The 18,760-nt window shown below is 69.4% G+C and carries 13 protein-coding genes and 1 pseudogene; 5 read left to right on the forward strand and 9 right to left on the reverse strand.

Annotated elements, in window-relative coordinates:
* Positions 1 to 96: 96 nt before the first annotated feature.
* From LNW71_RS04430 to ngcE, 4 genes are all read right to left on the reverse strand, one after another.
* Complete coding sequence (locus LNW71_RS04430; protein WP_250967026.1) at positions 97 to 1,296, reverse strand: ROK family transcriptional regulator; 1,200 nt, start codon at positions 1,294 to 1,296, stop codon at positions 97 to 99.
* Positions 1,297 to 1,508: 212 nt separating this feature from the next.
* Positions 1,509 to 2,429, reverse strand: coding sequence for a carbohydrate ABC transporter permease (locus tag LNW71_RS04435; RefSeq protein WP_374119341.1), 921 nt, complete (start codon positions 2,427 to 2,429; stop codon positions 1,509 to 1,511).
* Between the two features lie 91 nt (positions 2,430 to 2,520).
* Complete coding sequence (locus LNW71_RS04440; RefSeq protein WP_250967027.1) at positions 2,521 to 3,444, reverse strand: carbohydrate ABC transporter permease; 924 nt, start codon at positions 3,442 to 3,444, stop codon at positions 2,521 to 2,523.
* A 50-nt stretch (positions 3,445 to 3,494) separates the two neighbouring features.
* On the reverse strand, positions 3,495 to 4,940 hold the full coding sequence (gene ngcE, locus LNW71_RS04445; RefSeq protein ID WP_250967028.1) for an N-acetylglucosamine/diacetylchitobiose ABC transporter substrate-binding protein: 1,446 nt from the start codon (positions 4,938 to 4,940) through the stop codon (positions 3,495 to 3,497).
* 493 nt (positions 4,941 to 5,433) lie between these two features.
* Here ngcE and LNW71_RS04450 point away from each other — a divergent pair.
* The 3 genes and pseudogenes from LNW71_RS04450 to LNW71_RS04460 all read left to right on the forward strand — a co-directional run bounded on the left by LNW71_RS04450 (position 5,434) and on the right by LNW71_RS04460 (position 10,457).
* Positions 5,434 to 9,278 (forward strand): annotated as a pseudogene (locus LNW71_RS04450) (GH92 family glycosyl hydrolase).
* A 139-nt stretch (positions 9,279 to 9,417) separates the two neighbouring features.
* A complete protein-coding gene (locus LNW71_RS04455) occupies positions 9,418 to 10,251 on the forward strand; it encodes a helix-turn-helix transcriptional regulator (protein ID WP_250967029.1) in 834 nt (277 codons plus the stop codon).
* Entirely contained in the window at positions 10,248 to 10,457 is a 210-nt protein-coding gene (locus LNW71_RS04460) for a DUF397 domain-containing protein (protein ID WP_250967030.1), read from the forward strand. Before LNW71_RS04455 ends, LNW71_RS04460 begins: the two co-directional genes overlap by 4 nt.
* Before the next feature lie 19 nt (positions 10,458 to 10,476).
* Here LNW71_RS04460 and LNW71_RS04465 read toward each other — a convergent pair whose 3' ends face one another.
* Both LNW71_RS04465 and LNW71_RS04470 read right to left on the reverse strand, forming a co-directional pair.
* Positions 10,477 to 11,121, reverse strand: coding sequence for a histidine phosphatase family protein (locus LNW71_RS04465; RefSeq protein WP_250967031.1), 645 nt, complete (start codon positions 11,119 to 11,121; stop codon positions 10,477 to 10,479).
* 200 nt (positions 11,122 to 11,321) lie between these two features.
* Positions 11,322 to 12,221 carry an aminoglycoside phosphotransferase family protein gene (locus LNW71_RS04470; RefSeq protein ID WP_250967032.1) on the reverse strand — a complete coding sequence of 300 codons (900 nt, stop codon included), beginning with the start codon at positions 12,219 to 12,221 and terminating at the stop codon, positions 11,322 to 11,324.
* 182 nt (positions 12,222 to 12,403) lie between these two features.
* Between LNW71_RS04470 and LNW71_RS04475 the strand changes: the two genes are divergently transcribed.
* Entirely contained in the window at positions 12,404 to 12,787 is a 384-nt protein-coding gene (locus LNW71_RS04475; RefSeq protein ID WP_250967033.1) for a VOC family protein, read from the forward strand.
* Between the two features lie 25 nt (positions 12,788 to 12,812).
* Here the strand turns inward: LNW71_RS04475 and LNW71_RS04480 are convergent, their stop codons facing one another.
* Positions 12,813 to 13,511 carry a YafY family protein gene (locus LNW71_RS04480; RefSeq protein ID WP_250967034.1) on the reverse strand — a complete coding sequence of 233 codons (699 nt, stop codon included), beginning with the start codon at positions 13,509 to 13,511 and terminating at the stop codon, positions 12,813 to 12,815.
* A gap of 152 nt (positions 13,512 to 13,663) precedes the next feature.
* Between LNW71_RS04480 and LNW71_RS04485 the strand changes: the two genes are divergently transcribed.
* Positions 13,664 to 14,617 carry an SDR family NAD(P)-dependent oxidoreductase gene (locus tag LNW71_RS04485; RefSeq protein ID WP_250967035.1) on the forward strand — a complete coding sequence of 318 codons (954 nt, stop codon included), beginning with the start codon at positions 13,664 to 13,666 and terminating at the stop codon, positions 14,615 to 14,617.
* Positions 14,618 to 14,843: 226 nt separating this feature from the next.
* On the opposite strand, the gene yicI is transcribed toward LNW71_RS04485, so the two are convergent.
* Positions 14,844 to 17,099 (reverse strand): alpha-xylosidase, encoded by a 2,256-nt coding sequence (gene yicI, locus LNW71_RS04490; protein WP_250967036.1) that lies wholly within the window; start codon positions 17,097 to 17,099, stop codon positions 14,844 to 14,846.
* Positions 17,100 to 17,140: 41 nt separating this feature from the next.
* Positions 17,141 to 18,625 (reverse strand): xylulokinase, encoded by a 1,485-nt coding sequence (xylB, locus tag LNW71_RS04495; protein WP_250967037.1) that lies wholly within the window; start codon positions 18,623 to 18,625, stop codon positions 17,141 to 17,143.
* Between the last annotated feature and the right edge of the window lie 135 nt (positions 18,626 to 18,760).

The following is an 18,760-nucleotide window of genomic DNA, read 5'->3' on the forward strand; positions in this document are numbered from 1 at the left end:
CAGCGTTGCGGCCGAGGTGGCTGGAAGTCAACTCGGCCTCGACAGCGACGTCAAGGAGTAAATCCTTAACGAGATGACAACGGTGCCATTCGTTATCTAAGTGAAGGCAGGTGTCGCAGTGGGAAGCGTGCTCTCCAAAAGGGTCGAATCGCCCATTTCGCTCAGGACGAGGGCGAGTGCGCCCAACACCTCGGCCCGTCCGCCGAGGGCTCCGGGGAGCACCGAGAGCTGCCGTGCGGCGCTGGGGATGGAGTAGCGCGCCACCGAGTCGCGGATGGGCCCGAGGACCAGCTCGCCCGCCTCCGCGAGCGAACCGCCGAGCACCACCCGGCTGGGGTTGAGCAGGTTGCAGAGGTTGGCCACCCCGCTGCCCACGTGCCGCCCGACGTCCCCGATCACCCGGCGGCAGCCCGGGTCGCCCTCGCGGGCCAGCTGGACCACCCGCTCCATGGTCAGATCGGGGCCGTGGCTGGGCTGGAGCAGGGGCAGCACGTACCGCGCGGCGGTGAACGTCTCCAGGCATCCCCGGTTGCCGCAGCGGCAGACAGGGCCCGACTCGTCGAGGGTGATGTGGCCGATCTCGCCGGCCGTGCCGCCGGGGCCCCGGTAGATGTGCCCGTCGATGACCAGACCGGCACCGACACCGCTCGCGACCTTGATGTACGCCAGGTCCCTGACCCCGCGGCCGCTCCCCCAGACCAGCTCGCCCAGCGCCCCGAGGTTGGCGTCGTTGTCGACGTACACCGGCACCCCGAGGCGTCCGGCCAGCTCTTCCCTGGGGTTGATGCCCGTCCAGCCCGGCAGGATCGACGTGGAGCCCAGCGTGCCGGACTCGACGTCGATCGGGCCGGGTACACCGAGGCCGACCCCGATCACCTTGCCGGGACTGATCCCGGTCGTCTCGATCAGCCGGTTGACCAGCTGTTCCGCCCGTCCGAAGCCGTCGGCCGACGAGGCGTCCACGTCCAGCGGCTCGGACTCCTCGGCGAGCACCTGGTGGGCCAGGTTGCCGACCGCCACCCGCAAGTGCGTATGTCCGAAATCGACACCGATGACGATGCCCGCGTCCCCGCTGAGCGAGACGCTGCGGGCCCGGCGGCCGCCCGCCGAGGTGGGCGTCACCTCGACGGTGCCGCCCTCTTTCAGTTCGCGAACGATATTGGAGACGGTGGCCGCGGAGAGGCCCGTGCTCCTGGCGATCTCCGCCTGGGTGAGCGAACCCGCCATACGTACGGCGCGCACTACCCGCTCAAGGTTGGCGCGATGCAGAGATGTCTGCGACCCCGGAGTCTCCATCGACTCACTCACTCCTGCCATATTCTCCAACATGTGAACCCTAAGCTGAGCGTTTTGGGGTACTCCCCGTCAAGACCTTGAGCAGTCGAAGCCTCGGATGAGCACCGGACCCTCGCACGACGGCGGCTGCGAACTCCCCCTTACACAGACGAACCGCCCGCCGGCATGAGGGCCGGCGGGCGGTTCGGTTGCGTCTGCGGAGCTCGGGAGGGTTACTTCACCGCACCCGCGGTCAGACCCGCGACGACCTGGCGCTGGAAGATGATGTAGGCCGCGAGGACCGGGAGCATCGCCATCACCAGACCGGCGAAGAGCCCGGACCAGTCGCCCTTGTAGCCCTGCCCGTTGGCCAGTTCGACCAGGCCCTGGGAGAGCACCCGGTACTTCGGATCGGTGTTCAGCACGGTCGGCAGCAGGTACTGGTTCCACTGTCCGAGGAAGTTGAAGATACCGACGCTGATCAGGCCGGGCTTCGCCATGGGCAGCATCACCTGGAAGAACGTCCGGGTGTGCGAGGCCCCGTCCAGCATCGCCGCCTCCGCCACGGAGCTGGGCAGCGTCCGGAAGAAGGAGGTGAGGAAGAAGACGGTGAACGGCAGCGAGTACGCGATGTAGACCAGGATCAGCCCGTGCCGCGTGTTCAGCATCCCCATGTTGTTCATCACGAAGAACAGCGGGACCAGCGCCAGGATGATCGGGAAGCTCATCCCGCCGATGAACAGGTAGTAGATGAAGCGGTTGCCCGGGAAGTCGAACCTCGCCAGTACGTACGCCGCCATCGAGCCGAGCAGCAGCGTACCGATGAGCGAACCGCCCACCACGACGATTGTGTTGAAGAAGTAATCGCTCATATGCGCCTGACTCCAGGCGCGCGACCAGTTCTCGAAGTGAAGCTTGTCCGGCAGCGCCCACGGCGTCGACAGGATCGAGTCGTCGGTCTTGAACGAGGCCATGATCGCCCAGAGGAGCGGCATGACCACCAGGAACGCCCAGATGATCAGCACGCCGTGGGAGAAGACGTTGAGGACCTTGCCCTCGCTGCTCTTCTCCTTGCCGCCGGCCGGGGCGGGCGTCTTGGACACGGGGGCCGGTTCCGTCACCGTGACCACGGGTGGGGTTTCAGTGGCCTTCACGTGTGCTCACCTCGTACTGTCGAGCCGGCCGCCGGGACCGGGCTTCCTTGCCTGCTGGGGATCCGGGCAACGCGTCCCGGGAGGCTCAGCATCAGAACTCCAGCCGCTCGCGCCGGCCCAGTCGCATCACGATGGCGGCGAACGCCAGGGTGATGATGAGCAGTCCGACACCGATGGTCGTCGCATATCCGGCCTGACCGTCACGGAACGCCGTCTGGTAGACGTACAGCGGCAGGACCGAGGTCGAGTAGTCGGGGCCGCCGGGGCCGACGGTCATGACCTGTACGGCCGTGAACGCCTCGACCCCGAGCGCCAGGATGCCCATGTAGACCCACCCGGACTGCACGGTGTCCCAGAGCAGCGGCAGGGTGATCTTGAAGAACGTCGTGACGCGGCTTGCCCCGTCCAGGAGCGCCGCCTCGTAGAAGTCCTTCGGAATGGACGCCATTCCGGCGGAGAAGAGGACGACGAAGAAACCTACCGTCGACCAGACCAGCACCATCATGACGCAGATGAGCGCCAGACTCGGATCACCCAGCCAGTCGGGCTGGATGGAGTCGAGTCCGATTCCCTTCAGGCCCGAATTCAGCATTCCGCTGCGCGGGTTGAATGCGAACTGGAAGAGAAGCGCGACGATGACGATCGAGAGCACCTGCGGGAAGAAGTAGGCGATCTTGTAGAACGCCGAACCCCGCACACCGGAGACCGCGGCGTTCTTCCGCCGCCGGCCCCCGACATTGAGCATGAAGGCGAAGAAGAGCGCCAGGCCCAACGTCACCAGCGGCAGCAGCAGCACGAGCAGCACGCTGTGCTGCAGCGACTTCCAGAAGATGTCGTCCTTCAGCATCCTGGTGTAGTTGTCGAAGCCGACCATCTTGAAGTCCGAGCTCAGACCGGTCCAGTCCGTGAACGAGTAGTAGATGGCCTGGATGAACGGCCACATGACGAAGACCGCGTACAACGCCAGTGGGACTACCAGGAATCCCACAATGAACCGGTACTTGCCGTGCTGCATCGTTTACCGACCCCGATCTTTCCGCGGGTGCTGCCGCTGGTGACGGTTGCTCACTGGTGCTTGTAGTGCTTGATGGACTGGTCCTTGGCCGCGGCGTCCGCGTAGGCCTGGATCTTCTTGATGGCCTCGGCCGGGGTCAGCCGCCCTGCCATCATCTCGCCGATGCCCGCCGTGCCGATCTGCTCCTTCTGGAGCTTGCCGTACCAGTCCTGCAGACGGGGGTTCACCACGTTGTCGCCGGCCTTGGTGAGGGCGTCGACACCGGCCTGCAGAGCGGTGGAGAGGGTCAGGCCGTCGGTGCCGCCGTTGAAGGCGCTCAGGGACTTGACCTGCTTGGTGAAGTTCTTCGAGGACGCCTCGGAGAGCATGATACGCAGCTGCTCCATTCCGCCCTCCTTGTTCTTCGCCTTCGCGGGCACGATGAAGGGCTCGCCGCCGGCGGCCCAGATGGTGCCGAACGGCAGCTTGTCGGACGAGTCCAGGCTGGACGGCGCCCCGACCATCATCTTGAAGTCCTTGGGCGTGGTCGGCGCCGCCTCGTTCTCCACCCACGAGCCGTTCGGGATGAAGAGGGCCTTGCCCTTGGTCCACTCGGTCTGCGACTGGATGTGGGTCAGGCCCGGGGTGCCCTTGAGGATGTACCCCTTCTTGTACAGCTCGTAGTACGCCTCGAACGCCGCCTTGACGGCGGGGTCCTTCCAGGCGTTCGGCTCAAGGTTGTCGATCTTGTCGAGGACCTCGCGGCCACCGATCTTGCCGATGAAGGGGTAGAGCGAGAACGGCAGGTAGTACGGGTACTTGCCCGCGTACGTCCAGCCGGCGATGCCCTTCTTCTTCGCCTTCGCGCAGAGCGCGAGCATGTCGTCCCAGTTCTCGGGGTACTCGGCGTCGAGTCCCTCGAGCGCGGTCTGCGAGTACCAGACCCCGTAGACGGTGTAGGCGTAGTTCATGATCCAGACCGGATCACCGTCGAACTGGCCCATCTCCAGCACACCCGGGCGCAGGGTGTCGCGGACCTTCTTGGACGGGTCGTCGAAGGACGGGGCGTCCATCAGCGGGGTCAGGTCGGCCAGCTGCTTCTTGCCGACGAGGACGCCCATGTCCATCTGCTCGGCGCCCGAGTTGTCGATCAGGTCCGGCGGGGTGCCGCCGTTGAAGCGGGGCTGGAGCTGCGACTGGATCTTCTGCGTCGCGGTGTGCTTGACCTTCACCTTCGGGAAGGACGCGTTGTACTGCTTCTCGGCGTCGATCGCGTACTGCTGGCCGAAGCCGCCGTCGAAGATGACCACGTCGAGCGCGGCCGTCTCGTTGACGCCCAGCGGGTTCTTCGCGCTGGTCTTGCCCTTCTTGACCGAGTCGTCCGTGCCGCTGTCGCTACTCGCACAGGCCGACAGGAAGCTCATTGTCGGAACGGTGATCAGACCGAGTGCGGCAGACCGCTTGATCACGTCGCGACGGCCAAGGCCCTCATTCTTGCGGGCGGAGGTGGATGCCATGCTCAAGTCCTCGCCTTCTCCAGGACTCAGGCGGTGTGTATCGGTCGCCCATCGGTATTCGCCTCAGGCGAAGGGCCCCGCCACCGCGGTCAGTTGCGCTTGGGTGGTGCAGATTTCAGGCTAGCCATTGCAGTGGGGGCGTCAGGGACCGGACAGCCGACGCCGTTGCGGCGTCCAGTTGCCCTCCCCGTGTCCCCCTGCCGCACAGTCGTAAAACTCCTGTGCAGATGCCGACAGGTATAGTCCACTTGCCGCCAACTGAGCAAGATCGAATGCAGGTTTGAACGGCAGTCTTTCCCGAGTTGAGACCTCGCGGATACCTCGGCACCGCACGCCCTCCTCCGGATGTAACGATTCCCGCATTACGGTCGATTCGACTGCGTGTCTCCATCCAACACCCTTGACACCACCAGGCACTTCGCTCCCTACTGGTTCCTGCGCACCCCGCTGACAACGTTGTCCAAGCGCGCTTCCTCGGGAGGAATGGCTCGGCATGCAGCCCCGACACGGTTCTCGCAAGAGACAAAACGGTATGGCCGCCCTGATCGCGGCTTCACTGGTTCTGGTCGTGACAGCCCCCACCGCGTCCGCCGCTCAGTCGGCCGGGTCAGGAGAAAAGGGGCATAAGCCTGCGGGCGACCGGATATTCAGTTCATCCTTCGAGGCTGACGAGAAGCAGCCGGACTGGCGCAATACAGTCGAAGAGGGCCCGGACGGAAAGAAGCGGACATCGGGCGTCGATGGCGGCTTCTCCGACGGAATCCCGGGCAATGTCACCGACAAGGTGACAGACGTCCGCGCCAGTGACGAGAACACCGGTGGCGGTGAGGTGAAGGAAAACCTCATCGACGGCGAATCCCATACGAAGTGGCTTTCCTTCAAGCCCGCCGCCTGGGCCGAGTTCGATCTTGTCGAGCCCGTCAAGGTCGTCACCTACGCGCTGACGTCCGCCGACGACCACGACGAGCGGGACCCCAAGGACTGGACCCTGCAGGGCTCCGAGGACGGCAAGACCTGGACTGACCTCGACTCGCAGACCGGCCAGAGCTTCGGCGAGCGCTTCCAGACCAAGTCGTACGACTTCACGTCGGACAAGGCCTACCAGCACTTCCGGCTGAACATCACGAAGAACAACGGCGCCGCCGACGCGACCCAGCTCGCGGACGTCCAGTTCTCCGACGGCGACACCTCCACGCCGGCCCCCGACGACATGCGCAGCCAGATCGACAACGGCCCGTCCGGCTCCCCGACCGCCAAGGCCGGCGCGGGATTCACCGGAAAGAAGGCACTGCGGTACGCGGGCACGCACAAGGCGGACGGCCGGGCCTACTCGTACAACAAGGTCTTCGACGTCAACACCGCCGTCACCCGGGACACCGCGCTCTCCTACCTGGTCTACCCCCAGATGGCCCAGACGGATCTGGCCTACCCGGCCACGCACGTCTCCGTGGACCTGGCGTTCACGGACGGCACGTACCTGAGCGACCTGCACGCCACCGACTCCAACGGCGGTCTGCTGACCCCGCAGGGCCAGGCCGACGGCAAGCGTCTCTACGTCAACCAGTGGAACAAGGTCGACTCGCAGATCGGCACCGTCGCGGCGGGCAAGACCGTCGACCGGGTCCTCGTCGCGTACGACTCCCCCAAGGGCCCGTCGAAGTTCCGTGGCTGGCTCGACGACATCAAGATCGCTCCCAAGGCGCCCGAGAAGCGCAAGGCGCACCTCTCGGACTACGCCTCGACCATCCGCGGCACGAACTCAAGCGGCGACTTCTCCCGCGGGAACAACTTCCCCGCCACCGCGGTCCCCAACGGCTTCAACTTCTGGACCCCGGTCACCAACGCCGGCTCGACCAGCTGGCTGTACGACTACGCGCGCGGCAACAACAAGGACAACCTGCCCACCCTGCAGGCCTTCAGCGCGAGCCATGAGCCGAGCCCTTGGATGGGCGACCGGCAGACCTTCCAGATGATGCCGTCGGCGGTCTCCGGCACCCCGGACGCCTCCCGCGAGGCACGCGCGCTGCCGTTCAAGCACGAGAACGAGACGGCGCGGCCCCACTACTACGGGGTGACGTTCGAGAACGGCCTCAAGGCCGAGATGACGCCGACCGACCACGCGGCGCGGATGCGGTTCACCTACCCCGGTGACGACGCCAGCATGGTCTTCGACAACGTCTCCAACGACGGCGGGCTCACCCTCGACGCGAAGACCAGCTCCTTCACCGGGTTCTCCGACGTGAAGAGCGGCGGGTCGACGGGAGCCACCCGGCTCTTCGTGTACGGCGTCTTCGACTCCCCCGTCAAGAGCAGCGGCAAGCTCTCCGGCGGCGGTGGCGACGACGTGACCGGCTACCTCCGCTTCGACGCGGGCAAGGACCGTACCGTCAACCTGCGGCTGGCCACCTCGCTGATCAGCCTCGACCAGGCGAAGCAGAACCTGGCCGCCGAGATCCCCGCCTCGCGCTCCTTCGACCGGGTCGAGGACAAGGCGCAGGACGCCTGGGACGACCTGCTGGGCAAGGTCGAGGTCGAGGGCGCGTCCGCCGACCAGCTGACCACGCTGTACTCCAGCATGTACCGGCTCTACCTCTACCCCAACTCGGGCTTCGAGAAGGTCGGCGGCAAGGACAAGTACGCCTCCCCGTTCTCCCCGCAGGTCGGCTCGGACACCCCGACCCACACCGGCGCGAAGATCGTCGACGGGAAGGTGTACGTCAACAACGGCTTCTGGGACACCTACCGGACGACGTGGCCCGCGTACTCCTTCCTCACGCCGAAGAAGGCCGGCGAGATGGTGGACGGGTTCGTCCAGCAGTACAAGGACGGTGGCTGGATCTCGCGCTGGTCCTCCCCCGGCTACTCGGACCTGATGACCGGCACCTCGTCGGACGTCGCGTTCGCGGACGCGTACATCAAGGGCGTGGACTTCGACGCGGAGGCGGCCTACGACGCGGCCCTGAAGAACGCCACGGTCGTCCCGCCGTCCTCGGGAGTCGGCCGCAAGGGCATGGAGACCTCGCCCTTCGTCGGTTACGCGGACACCTCGACCCACGAGGGCCTGTCCTGGTCGCTTGAGGGCTACCTCAACGACTACGGCATCGCGCAGATGGGCCAGGCGCTCTACAAGAAGACGAAGAAGCAGCACTACAAGGACGAGTCCGAGTACTTCATGAACCGGGCCCGTAACTACGTCGACCTGTTCGACAGCAAGGCCGGCTTCTTCCAGGGCAAGGACCCCAAGGGCGACTGGCGGCTCCCGTCCGACAAGTACGACCCGCGGGTCTGGGGCTACGACTACACGGAGACCGACGGCTGGGGCTACGCGTTCACCGCCCCCCAGGACAGCAAGGGCCTCGCCAACCTGTACGGCGGCCGGGACGGTCTGGCCAAGAAGCTGGACACGTACTTCTCCACCCCCGAGACGGCGGGCCCCGAGTTCGTGGGCTCGTACGGCGGCGTCATCCACGAGATGACGGAGGCCCGTGACGTACGGATGGGGCAGTACGGCCACAGCAACCAGGTCGCGCACCACGTCACGTACATGTACGACGCGGCGTCGCAGCCCTGGAAGACGCAGGAGAAGGTCCGCGAGGTCCTCGGCCGCCTGTACACGGGCAGCGAGATCGGCCAGGGCTACCACGGCGACGAGGACAACGGCGAGCAGTCGGCCTGGTTCCTCTTCTCCTCGCTCGGCTTCTACCCGCTGGTCATGGGCAGTGGCGAGTACGCGATCGGCTCCCCGCTGTTCACCAAGACCACCGTGCACCTGGAGAACGGCCACGACCTGGTCGTCAGGGCGCCGAAGAACAGCACGAAGAACATCTACGTCCAGGGCCTGAAGGTCAACGGCAAGAAGTGGACCTCCACCTCGCTGCCGCACGACGTGCTCGCCAAGGGCGGGGTGCTGGACTTCGACATGGGTCCCAAGCCGTCGGCCTGGGGCACCGGCAAGGACGCCGCCCCGGTCTCCATCACCAAGGACGACAAGGTGCCGTCGCCGAAGAAGGACGTGCTGAAGGGCGAGGGTCCGCTGTTCGACGACACCTCGGCCACCTCGGCCACGGCCTCCACGGTGGAGCTGCCGGTCCCCTCGGCGACGAACGCGGTCCAGTACACGCTGACGTCGGGCGCGGCCGCCAAGGCCCGAGCGGCTGGGTGGTGCAGGGCTCGTCGGACGGCAAGACCTGGAAGGACCTCGACAAGCGGTCCGGCCAGTCGTTCGCCTGGGACAAGCAGACGAGGGCCTTCACGGTGAAGACCCCCGGTTCGTACGCGCACTACCGGCTGGTGCTCGACGCTGAGGCGACGCTCGCGGAGGTGGAGCTCATCTCCTGACCTCGGTTGCTCCACGGACGGCCGGCATCTCCCCACGAGATGCCGGCCGTCCGCGTTCTCCCCTGGCCGTGTCACACGTGGGAGTGGGCCCCGGGCCGTTCGGCAGTGGGGCGGGGCGAGTTGCCGCTACGTTCCGCTCATGCCTCTGCCGAAGGATCTGGACCCGTACACCGACTCTCGCGCCTTCTACGGCGCGGAGTTGCGCCGGCTGCGCGAGGCGGCCGGGATGTCGCAGGGCGAGCTCGGCGAGCGGGTCTTCTGCTCCGGCTCGTACATCGGCCAGTTCGAGGCGGCGACGCGCCGGCCGCAGTTGGAGATGTCCCGCGCGTTCGACCAACTGCTAGGCAGCGGAGCACATCTTGAGCGGCTGTGCAGACTGGCCGGACAGTCGCGGGTGGCGGAGTACTTCGCCGACGCGGCCGAGCTGGAAAGGCAGGCCAGGAGCATCAGTGAGTACGCCCCCGTGTTGATTCCCGGCCTGCTCCAAACACGTGGTTACGCAGCAGCGTTGACCCGTGCTTCTCAGCGATTCATCTCCGCCGAAGCCGTGGAACAACAGGTCAGCACCCGCATGGAGCGCTCAGAACTTCTGCGGGGCGACACGCCGCCCGCGTTCTGGGCAATCCTGCACGAGTCCGCCCTGCGGGTGCCGGTCGGTGGCCCCGAGGTCATGCGCGAACAGCTCAACCACCTTGCGGAGACGGCGGTTACGCATCGGCACATCATTCTCCAGGTCTTGCCGTTCTCCGCCGGGGTGCACCCGTTCCTCAACACGATGGTCTCGTTGATGGACTTTGCGGACGGCCCTCCGGTGGCCTACAGCGAGGGCGCGTACACCGGGCAGCTCATCGACGAACCGCAGCTGGTGGGCACTTACCAATCGGCATACGATCTGGCCAGGGCCGTCGCTCTGTCGCCGGAGGCGTCCCTGGCCCTGATCGAATCGGCGGCGAAGGACTATCTCACCCCATGAGCACCGCACGTGACCTGAGAACGGCCGCCTGGCGCAAGTCGTCGTACAGCAACGGTGACGGTGGCAGCTGCGTCGAGATCGCCGACAACCTCCCCGGCCTCGTCCCCGTACGCGACAGCAAGGCCGCCCCCGAGGGGCCGGCGCTCACCTTCGCGGCCGCGCACTGGGCGCCCTTCGTCGCGGCCCTCAGGGACGGCCGGCTCTGACGGGCAACTCCGCGCGGTCTCAGGTCCGTTCCGGCGTCTCCGGGACCGTGGTGGGGAACAGGCTCTCCGGCAGCGTCACGTTCAATGCCGTGATGACCGGCTGGCCGTGCTCGGTGCCGAGCCGGGAGACCGCCCCCGTGGCGAGCTGGAAGAGAGTGCCCTCGGCGGGGCTCAGGCCCAGGTAGCGGGCGGTCAGGACGCGCAGGAAGTGGGAGTGGGCGACGAGCGCGATGTCGCCGTCGCCGGCCCGGTCGGCCGCTTCCCGGACCTCGGCCAGCACCCGGTCCGCCCGTGCGCCCACGTCCTCGGGCGTCTCGCCCGGGTGCGCCTGGGGCCCGGCGATGACGCCGTCGGTCCAGAGGTTCCAGTCGGGACGGGTCCGGTGGATCTCCTCGGTGGTGATCCCCTCGTAGCCGCCGTAGTCCCACTCGCGCAGCTCGGGGTTGATCCGGGGCGCGGCGAGCCCGCCGAGTTCGGCGGTGCGCCGGGCCCGTACCGAAGGACTGACCACGGTGAGCGCGATGTCGCGGTCGGCGAGCAGGGGCGCCAGCGCGCGGGCCTGGCGTTCGCCGAGCGGCGTCAGTGGCAGGTCGGTGTGGCTCGTGTGCTGTCCGTTGCGGGACCACTCCGTCTCGCCGTGCCGGATCAGGATCAACTCGCCCATGGAGGCCATCCGCTCTCAGTGCCGTTACCGCTCACCGAAGCCGCCCCGGCAGGACCGGGCGGCTTCACGTGCTGTCGATGGTGCAAACCTGCTGGTCCACGATCGCATTCCGGCCGCGGGGACGGGGGCGGCGCGCCCGGGGAGGACCGGATGCGGCAAGCGTCTCTCGTTCGGATCCGGCCTGATCCGGACGAGAGGCCCTACTCCCCCTGCCGCCGGTCCGCGAGGATCTCCGCGATGACGTGCCGTGCGGTGTCCGCCATGAAGGCGTTGGTCTCCCGGTAGTGCGCCAGCTCGATGAGCGCCACCGAGAGCGCCCAGCCCGTGCCCCGTGCCCAGGCCGCGTCGTCCGCCCCGGCCGCGGTGCGGAAGGTGCCGCGCGCCTCGGCGGGCAGGACGTACCAGGCCACGATGAGGTCGACGGCAGGGTCACCGAGCCCGAGGCACCCGAAGTCGATGACGGCGGTGAGCCGGCCGTCGGCCGTCAGCACGTTGCCCGGTTGCAGGTCCGCGTGGATCCAAACCGGCGGCCCGGTCGGCGCGGGGGCGCGAAGGGCCGCCGCCCAGACCTCGGCCGCCGCCTCCGTGTCGATGTCCGCGCGCAGGTCCGCCAGCGCGGCGCGCGTCTCGGAGTCCCGGTCGGCCAGGGATTCGCTGCGGTAGGACGCAGGGCCGTCGGCGGGGTCGATCCCGTGGAGGGCGGTGACGAAGGCGGCCAGGTCCCGGGCGAGCAGGGTGGAGTCGGCGGTGTCGCCGACCACGGGGCAGGTGCCGTCGAGCCATCGGTAGACGGACCAGGACCAGGGGTAGCCCTCGGCGGGCCGGCCCGCCGCCAGCGGTACGGGAACGGCGGCCGGCAGGAGCGGTGCGAGGCGCGGCAGCCAGCGGTGTTCCGTCGCCGTGTCGTCGGCCGAGCCCGCGAGGCGCGGGAGCCGGACGACCTTGTCCTTGCCGAGCCGGTACATCACGTTGGAGGTTCCGGCGACGCCGACGCGTTCGACGGGGAGGCCGGCCCAGTGCGGGAACTGCGCGGCGATCAGGCGCAGTACCAGGGCGTCGTCGATCTCGGGCTCGTCGGCATGCATCCTGCCTGCGCTCATGGGTTCCGTCCTGGAGCAGGTGATTCCCGGTCGCCCGACATACGACCCCGGCGGGGACGCACCCGTCAACCGCATTCGATCTTCGAATCGCTCCGTAAACACCGACAGGGGGCTGTCGCCGCGGGCGCCGAGAGTGGGCAGGGCCGGGGCGAGCCCGGTGGGAGACGTAAGGAATGAACGACATGGCTCAGTTCAACGCAGTCGCCTGGTTCGAGATCGGCACCGACAACCCGGTGGAGGCGGAGCGGTTCTACGGTGACGTGTTCGGCTGGACGGTCGCGCACGACGACACGAAGAGCACGGACCAGGCGTATCAGATCCTGACCACAGGGGCCGGGGAGGGCATGCGCGGCGGGCTGTTCGCGACCCGGGGCGAGTTGCCGAACTACGCGGTCTTCACCGTGCTCGTCGAGGACGTCGAGGCGACGTGCCGCCAGGTGGAGGAGGCCGGCGGCACGGTGCAGCGTGCGCCGCAGGTCAACCCGGTCGGGGTGACGTTCGCGCACCTGCTCGATCCGGCCGGCAACCACTTCGCCGTGTTCAGGCCGCCGTTCGTCCAGGCCTGATCCGCCCTGCCGGCCGGGGCGGCCGTCAGCTCAGCGTGAGCTGGTGCACGACGCCGTACGGGATGTCGAGGTCCTCGCGCCGCAGTTCCCTCGGCCCGGGCACCTCGGCGGTGACGTGGACGGAGATGATCCGGTCGGTACGGAAGGCGCGCAGGGCGTCGCGCAGCCGGCACCAGGCCAGCAGGTACCAGTGGCCCGCGTTGCCGACGTAGCCCATCGGCTCGATGTCGCGTGTCGTGGCGGTGCCCTCCCGGTCGCCGTAACCGATGCGCAGGACGCGGCCGGTGGACAGCGCGTCCGCGGCCTCGCGCGGCACCGGCAGGGGCGCGTCCACCGGGCCGAGCAGGTGGATGCGCCCGGCCATGTCCTGCGCGGCGGCGGCGTCGTCGTGCTGCATGGCCGCGACCAGCTTGCGCAGCGCCGCACCGGCGGTCGCGCGGAACGGCGTCCCCTCCATCCGGTGCAGCGCCACCGCCATCGCGACCGCCTCGCCGGGGGTGAGGTTCACCGGCGGCAGCGTGCGGGTCCGGTCCAGGCAGTAGCCGCCCGTGCGGCCGGGCTCGGCCCAGATCGGCACGCCGGTCTGCTGCAGGGCGCTGATGTCGCGCTCGATGGTGCGAGAGCTGACCTCGAAGCGATCGGCGAGCCAGCGCGCGCTGCGCGGGCGAGGTGACACGGCCCGCAGTTCTTCGACGAGGGCGTAGAGGCGGTCGGTCCGGTTCACGTCCCGAACACTAGTGGTCAGCGCGGTGTAGGCGGTCTGTCGGGGCCGTCGGTGGTCCGTAGGCGAGGTGTCGGCCGCAGCGGCGACCTTGGGTACCGAGGTGCCCGCGGAGCAGCCGCGGTCACCTTCAACAGTCGGGGAGCCCCATCGCCATGTCGTCGTCCACCTCCTCCACCCTGCCCTGGGATGTCCGACACCTGCCGCGCGCCGACGGCCGCGTCTTCCTGGTCACCGGCGGCAATGCCGGCATCGGGTACTTCGTCGCCGAGCAGTTGTCCGCAACCGGAGCCACTGTCGTACTGGCCGCCCGGAACCCGACGAGGGGCGAAGCCGCCAGGGCCTCGATCCACTCGCGGGTGCCCGGCGCGCGGGTACGGGTCGTACGGCTGGACCTCGCCGACCTCGCGTCGCTCGGAGCGGCGGTGGATTCACTGGATGTGGAACGCCTCGACGCCGTGGTCCACAACGCCGGTGTCGCGCTCGACGACCCGCCGCGCGAGGAGACCGGGGCCGGTCATGAGCTCATGTTCGGCACGAACCATCTGGGGCACTTCGCGCTGACCCAGCGGCTGATGCCGCTGCTGTCGGCCGCACCGGCGGCCCGCGTCGTGACCGTGGGAAGCTTCGCGGCGAAGTCCGAGCGGCTCGATCTGGACGACCTGCAGTCCTGGCAGGACTACCGGGCCAAGCGCACGTACGGTCGCTCCAAACTGGCCCAGATGCACTTCGGCCTCGAACTCGACCGCCGGCTGCGCGCCGCCCGCAGCACGGTGGCGAGTGTGGTGGTCCATCCCGGCGGCGCGCTCGACCCGCTCACCCCGTCGCGGCCGCCGGTCCATGTGCGGACAGCGGGCGCCCGGCTCCGCGGGGCGCCGGCCGCCCTCCTGGTGCAGGGCAAGCACGCCGGCGCGTGGCCCGCGGTCAGGGCGGTGCTCGACCCGGCCGTGCGCGGAGGGGAGCTTTGGGGGCCGCGCGTCTTCGGTCTGCGTGGCCGGCCCCGGTGCGAGCCGGTGTGGAACCACCTCGCCGACACCGCGGTCGCGGCCCGGTTGTGGCACGCGAGCTGCGACCTGACCGGCGTCGACTTCGGCACCGTCCACGGATAGCCCCGCATGCAGGCCGCGGGCGAGGCGGACGCGAAACCGCCCGGGACTGGGGACCGCGTATGCGACCCTTCGGCAGGGTCGGCGGCCTGCACGCCGGGCCGCCCGCCGGATGCCTCCCGGCCGGGATCGGGCCCGGCCGGCGTCTCCTGTCGCGCCCGCGCCATCCGGCCTTCGGCCCCTCGGTTGCGGCACACCTCGCGCCGGAACCGAGGCGCCCGCCGCACCCTCACCCCTTGACGACCTCCAGCGACGTGTCTCCGACGACCACGACCTCGTACGGCCGGTCCGTGTCCGCCGTGACGCGGAGTGCGCCGCCCTCGCGGACCAGTTCGTACGTGGCGGCCGGGGCGCCCGTGAGGTCGGGGACGGTCACCGTGCGGGTGAAGTCGCCCAGGCCCTCGGGGGCGTGGACGCGCAGCTCCAGGTTCCGCGTCCAGTCACCGTCGGGGCGGGAGGTGTCCGCGCCCAGTGGCAGGACCGCGCCGGGCCGGACCAGGAGCGGGAGGCTGTCGAAGCCGTGGGTGCCGTGGTGCCAGGCGGGTCCGGTGACGGTCTCGCCGGTCAGCAGGGACGTCCAGGTGCCCTCGGGGACGTAGTACTCGACCTGTCCGTCCTCGCTGAACACCGGCGCCACCAGGAGGTCGGGGCCCAGGAGGTACTGGCGGTCCACCGTGCGGGTGGCCGGGTCGCCGGGGAACTCCAGCAGCATCGGGCGCATCAGCGGGACGCCGGTGCGGTGCGCCTCGACGGCCGCCCCGTAGAGGTACGGCATCAGCCGGTGCTTGAGCTCGGTGAACTGCCTGGCGACCGCGACCGCCTCGTCGCCGAACTCCCACGGCACCCGGTAGGACGAGGAGCCGTGCAGGCGGCTGTGCGAGGAGAGCAGGCCGAAGGCGAGCCAGCGCTTGAAGACGGCGGGGTCGGGGGTGCCCTCGAAGCCGCCGATGTCGTGGCTCCAGAAGCCGAAGCCGGACAGTGAGAGGGAGAGCCCGCCGCGCAGGGACTCCGCCATCGCGCCGAAGGAGGACCAGCAGTCGCCGCCCCAGTGGACGGGGAACTGCTGGCCGCCCGCGGTGGCGGAGCGGGCGAAGAGGACCGCCTCGCCCTGGCCGCGCTCCTTCTCCAGCAGCTCGAAGACGGCCTTGTTGTACAGGTGCGTGTAGTAGTTGTGCATGCGCTCCGGGTCGGAGCCGTCGTGCCAGACGACGTCGGTGGGGATGCGCTCGCCGAAGTCCGTCTTGAAGCCGTCGACGCCCTGGTCGAGCAGGGTCTTCAGCTTGCCCTGGAACCAGGCGGTGGCCTCGGGGTTGGTGAAGTCGACCAGCGCCATGCCGGCCTGCCACTTGTCCCACTGCCAGATGTCGCCCTCGGGGGTGCGGACGAAGTAGCCCCGGTCCGCGCCCTCCGCGTACAGGGCGCTCTTCTGCGCGATGTACGGGTTGATCCAGACGCAGATCCGCAGGCCCTTCTCCTTGAGCCGGGCGAGCATGCCGACCGGGTCGGGGAAGGTCTGCGGGTCCCATTCGAAGTCGCACCACTGGTACTCGCGCATCCAGAAGCAGTCGAAGTGGAAGACGGAGAGCGGGATGCCGCGCTCGGCCATGCCGTCGACGAACGAGGTGACGGTCGCCTCGTCGTAGGAGGTGGTGAAGGAGGTGGTCAGCCAGAGGCCGAACGACCAGGCCGGCGGCAGGGCCGGGCGGCCGGTGAGGGCGGTGTACCGGGTGAGGACCTCCTTGGGTGTGGGGCCCGCGACGACGAAGTACTCCAGCGTCTGGTCCTCGACGCTGAACTGCACCTGGCCGACGGCCTCGGAGCCGACCTCGAAGGAGACCTTGCCGGGGTGGTTGACGAAGACGCCGTAGCCGCGCGAGGAGAGGTAGAACGGGATGTTCTTGTAGGCCTGTTCGCTGCTGGTGCCGCCGTCCGCCTGCCACATGTCGACGACCTGGCCGTTCTTGACGTACGGCGTGAACCGCTCGCCGAGGCCGTGGATCGTCTCGCCGACGCCGAGGGCGAGCTGGGCGGACATGTGGTGGCTGCCGTCCCGCACCGTGGCGAAGGCAGTTCCCTTGGGTCCCGCCGCCGTGAGGAGACGGCCGTCCGCGTCCAGGAACTCCAGGCCGAAGCCGCCCTCGGTGGGCAGCCGCAGGGTGAGCGGGCCGCTGGTGAGTTCGGCGGCCGGGCCGTCCTCGCGGGTAGTGGCGGTGGCGTCCCCGGTGGCGCCGGGCAGGGCGAATTCCGGGCCGGGGCGGCGCCTGCCGGAGAGGTGGGTGACGCGGACACCGATGATCCCCTCGGCGGGGGCGTACGCCTCGACCGTGATGAGCGGCGCGTTGAGCGTGTCACCGCGCCGCGTCACGCGCTTGACGGCGGCGTACGCGGTGAGGCGGTCGGCGTCGAGCCGCAGGTCGCGGAGTTCGGTGGCGTACGAGGCGTTCACACCGTCTCGCATCTGCCAGAAGCCGTCGGTGAACTTCATGGGGGTCTTCCTTAGCCGCTACGGGGGTGTGTTCGGGGTCGTCAGGAATGTGTCGTCAGGAGCGCCGGCGCCGCCCGGTCGAGGACCGAGGTCACCCGGTTCCAGGTGGCCGTGTCCCGTGGTACGGCGGGCAGTTCGCGGCCCCGGCCGGTGCCCCACCGGGTGGCCAGGGCCACCGGGTCGCGGCCGGTCGCGGCGCCCGCGGCGAGGGCCGCCGCGCCCAGCGCGACCAGTTCGGCCGCGTCCGGGAGGATCACCGGGCGGCCGGACAGCCGTCGCACGGTCTCCACCCACATCGTGCCGCGCGCGCCCCCGCCGATCAGCCGCAGCGGCGCGCCGGGCGCGTCGAGCGGCAGTGCGTCCAGGGCGCGCAGTACCGCGACGACCGCGCCCTCGTAGGCGGCGCCGAGGATCTGCTGCCGGGTCGTGTCGTGCCGCAGCCCGTGCAGGAGTCCGGACGCACCGGGGAGGTCCGGGGTGCGTTCGCCGTCCAGGAAGGGCAGCAGCACGCTCTCGCCGCCGGGTACGGCGTCCTCCCGGTCCAGGCCGAGCAGTTCGGCGACCTTGTCCACGGCGAGGGTGCAGTTCAGGGTGCAGCCCAGCGGGAGGCGGGTGCCGTCGGCCGCGGCGAATCCGGCCAGCAGTGCGGAGTGCGGGCGGTTGCGGGTGGCGGCGAAGACGGTGCCCGAGGTGCCGAGGCTGACCACGGGGTGGTCCAGGAGTCCTTCGGCGCCGAGTCCGAGGCCGACCGCGGCGGCCATGTTGTCGCCGGTGCCCGCGGCGACGGGGATGCCGGCGGGCAGGCCGAGGGCGCGGGCGGCCCGCTCGGTGAGGCCGCCGGCGCGGGCGGCTCCGGTGGCGGCGACGGTGGACAGCAGCTCCGCGCGCATGCCGGTGAGGGCGAGCAGCTCGGGGTCGTAGTCCCGGGTGACGGGGTCGTACCAGCAGGTGCCGGACGCGTCGCCGGGGTCGGTGACGGCGGCGCCGCTGAGCCGTTCGGTGAGGAAGTCGTGCGGGAGGCGGACCGCGGCGGTCGCGGCGGCGGTGTCCGGTTCGTTCTCGCGCAGCCACATCCACTTGGCGGCGGTCATCGAGGCGACCGGCACCGAACCCGTCCGGTCCAGCCAGGCCTCCCGGCCGAGTGCGGCGGTGAGGGCGGCGGCCTGCGGGGCGGAGCGGGTGTCGTTCCACAGGAGGGCCGGGCGCAGCGGACCGCCTTCCGCGTCCAGTGTGACCAGGCCGTGCTGCTGGCCCGCCACGGCGATGCCGGTGACGGCGGCCGGGTCCAGACCGCAATCGGCGAGGGCCGCCGCGACCGCGGCGCACAGGGCCCGCCACCACTCCTCCGGGTCGCTCTCGCGCGCGCCGCCCTGTCCGGTCACGGTGTGCGGAGCGCGGCCCACGGCGAGCAGCCGGCCGGTCGCGACATCGACGACGACGGCCTTGGCGGACTGGGTGGAGCTGTCCACGCCGATGACGGCCGATGCCGGTGCGGCGGCCGGATTCCTGGCTGGGCGCGACGGCATGTCGTACCTCGTTCCTGTGAGTCCCGATTTTGATCGTACACAAAACAAATAATTTTTCGAAGCGCTTCGACGACCTCCGGACAGGCCTGCCGACCAGCCCCCGGGCGCGGTCGCAGCACCCTCGGACACCCCACA

It is taken from the genome of Streptomyces sp. RKAG290 (assembly GCF_023701695.1).
In the GTDB taxonomy this organism is placed as follows: domain Bacteria; phylum Actinomycetota; class Actinomycetes; order Streptomycetales; family Streptomycetaceae; genus Streptomyces.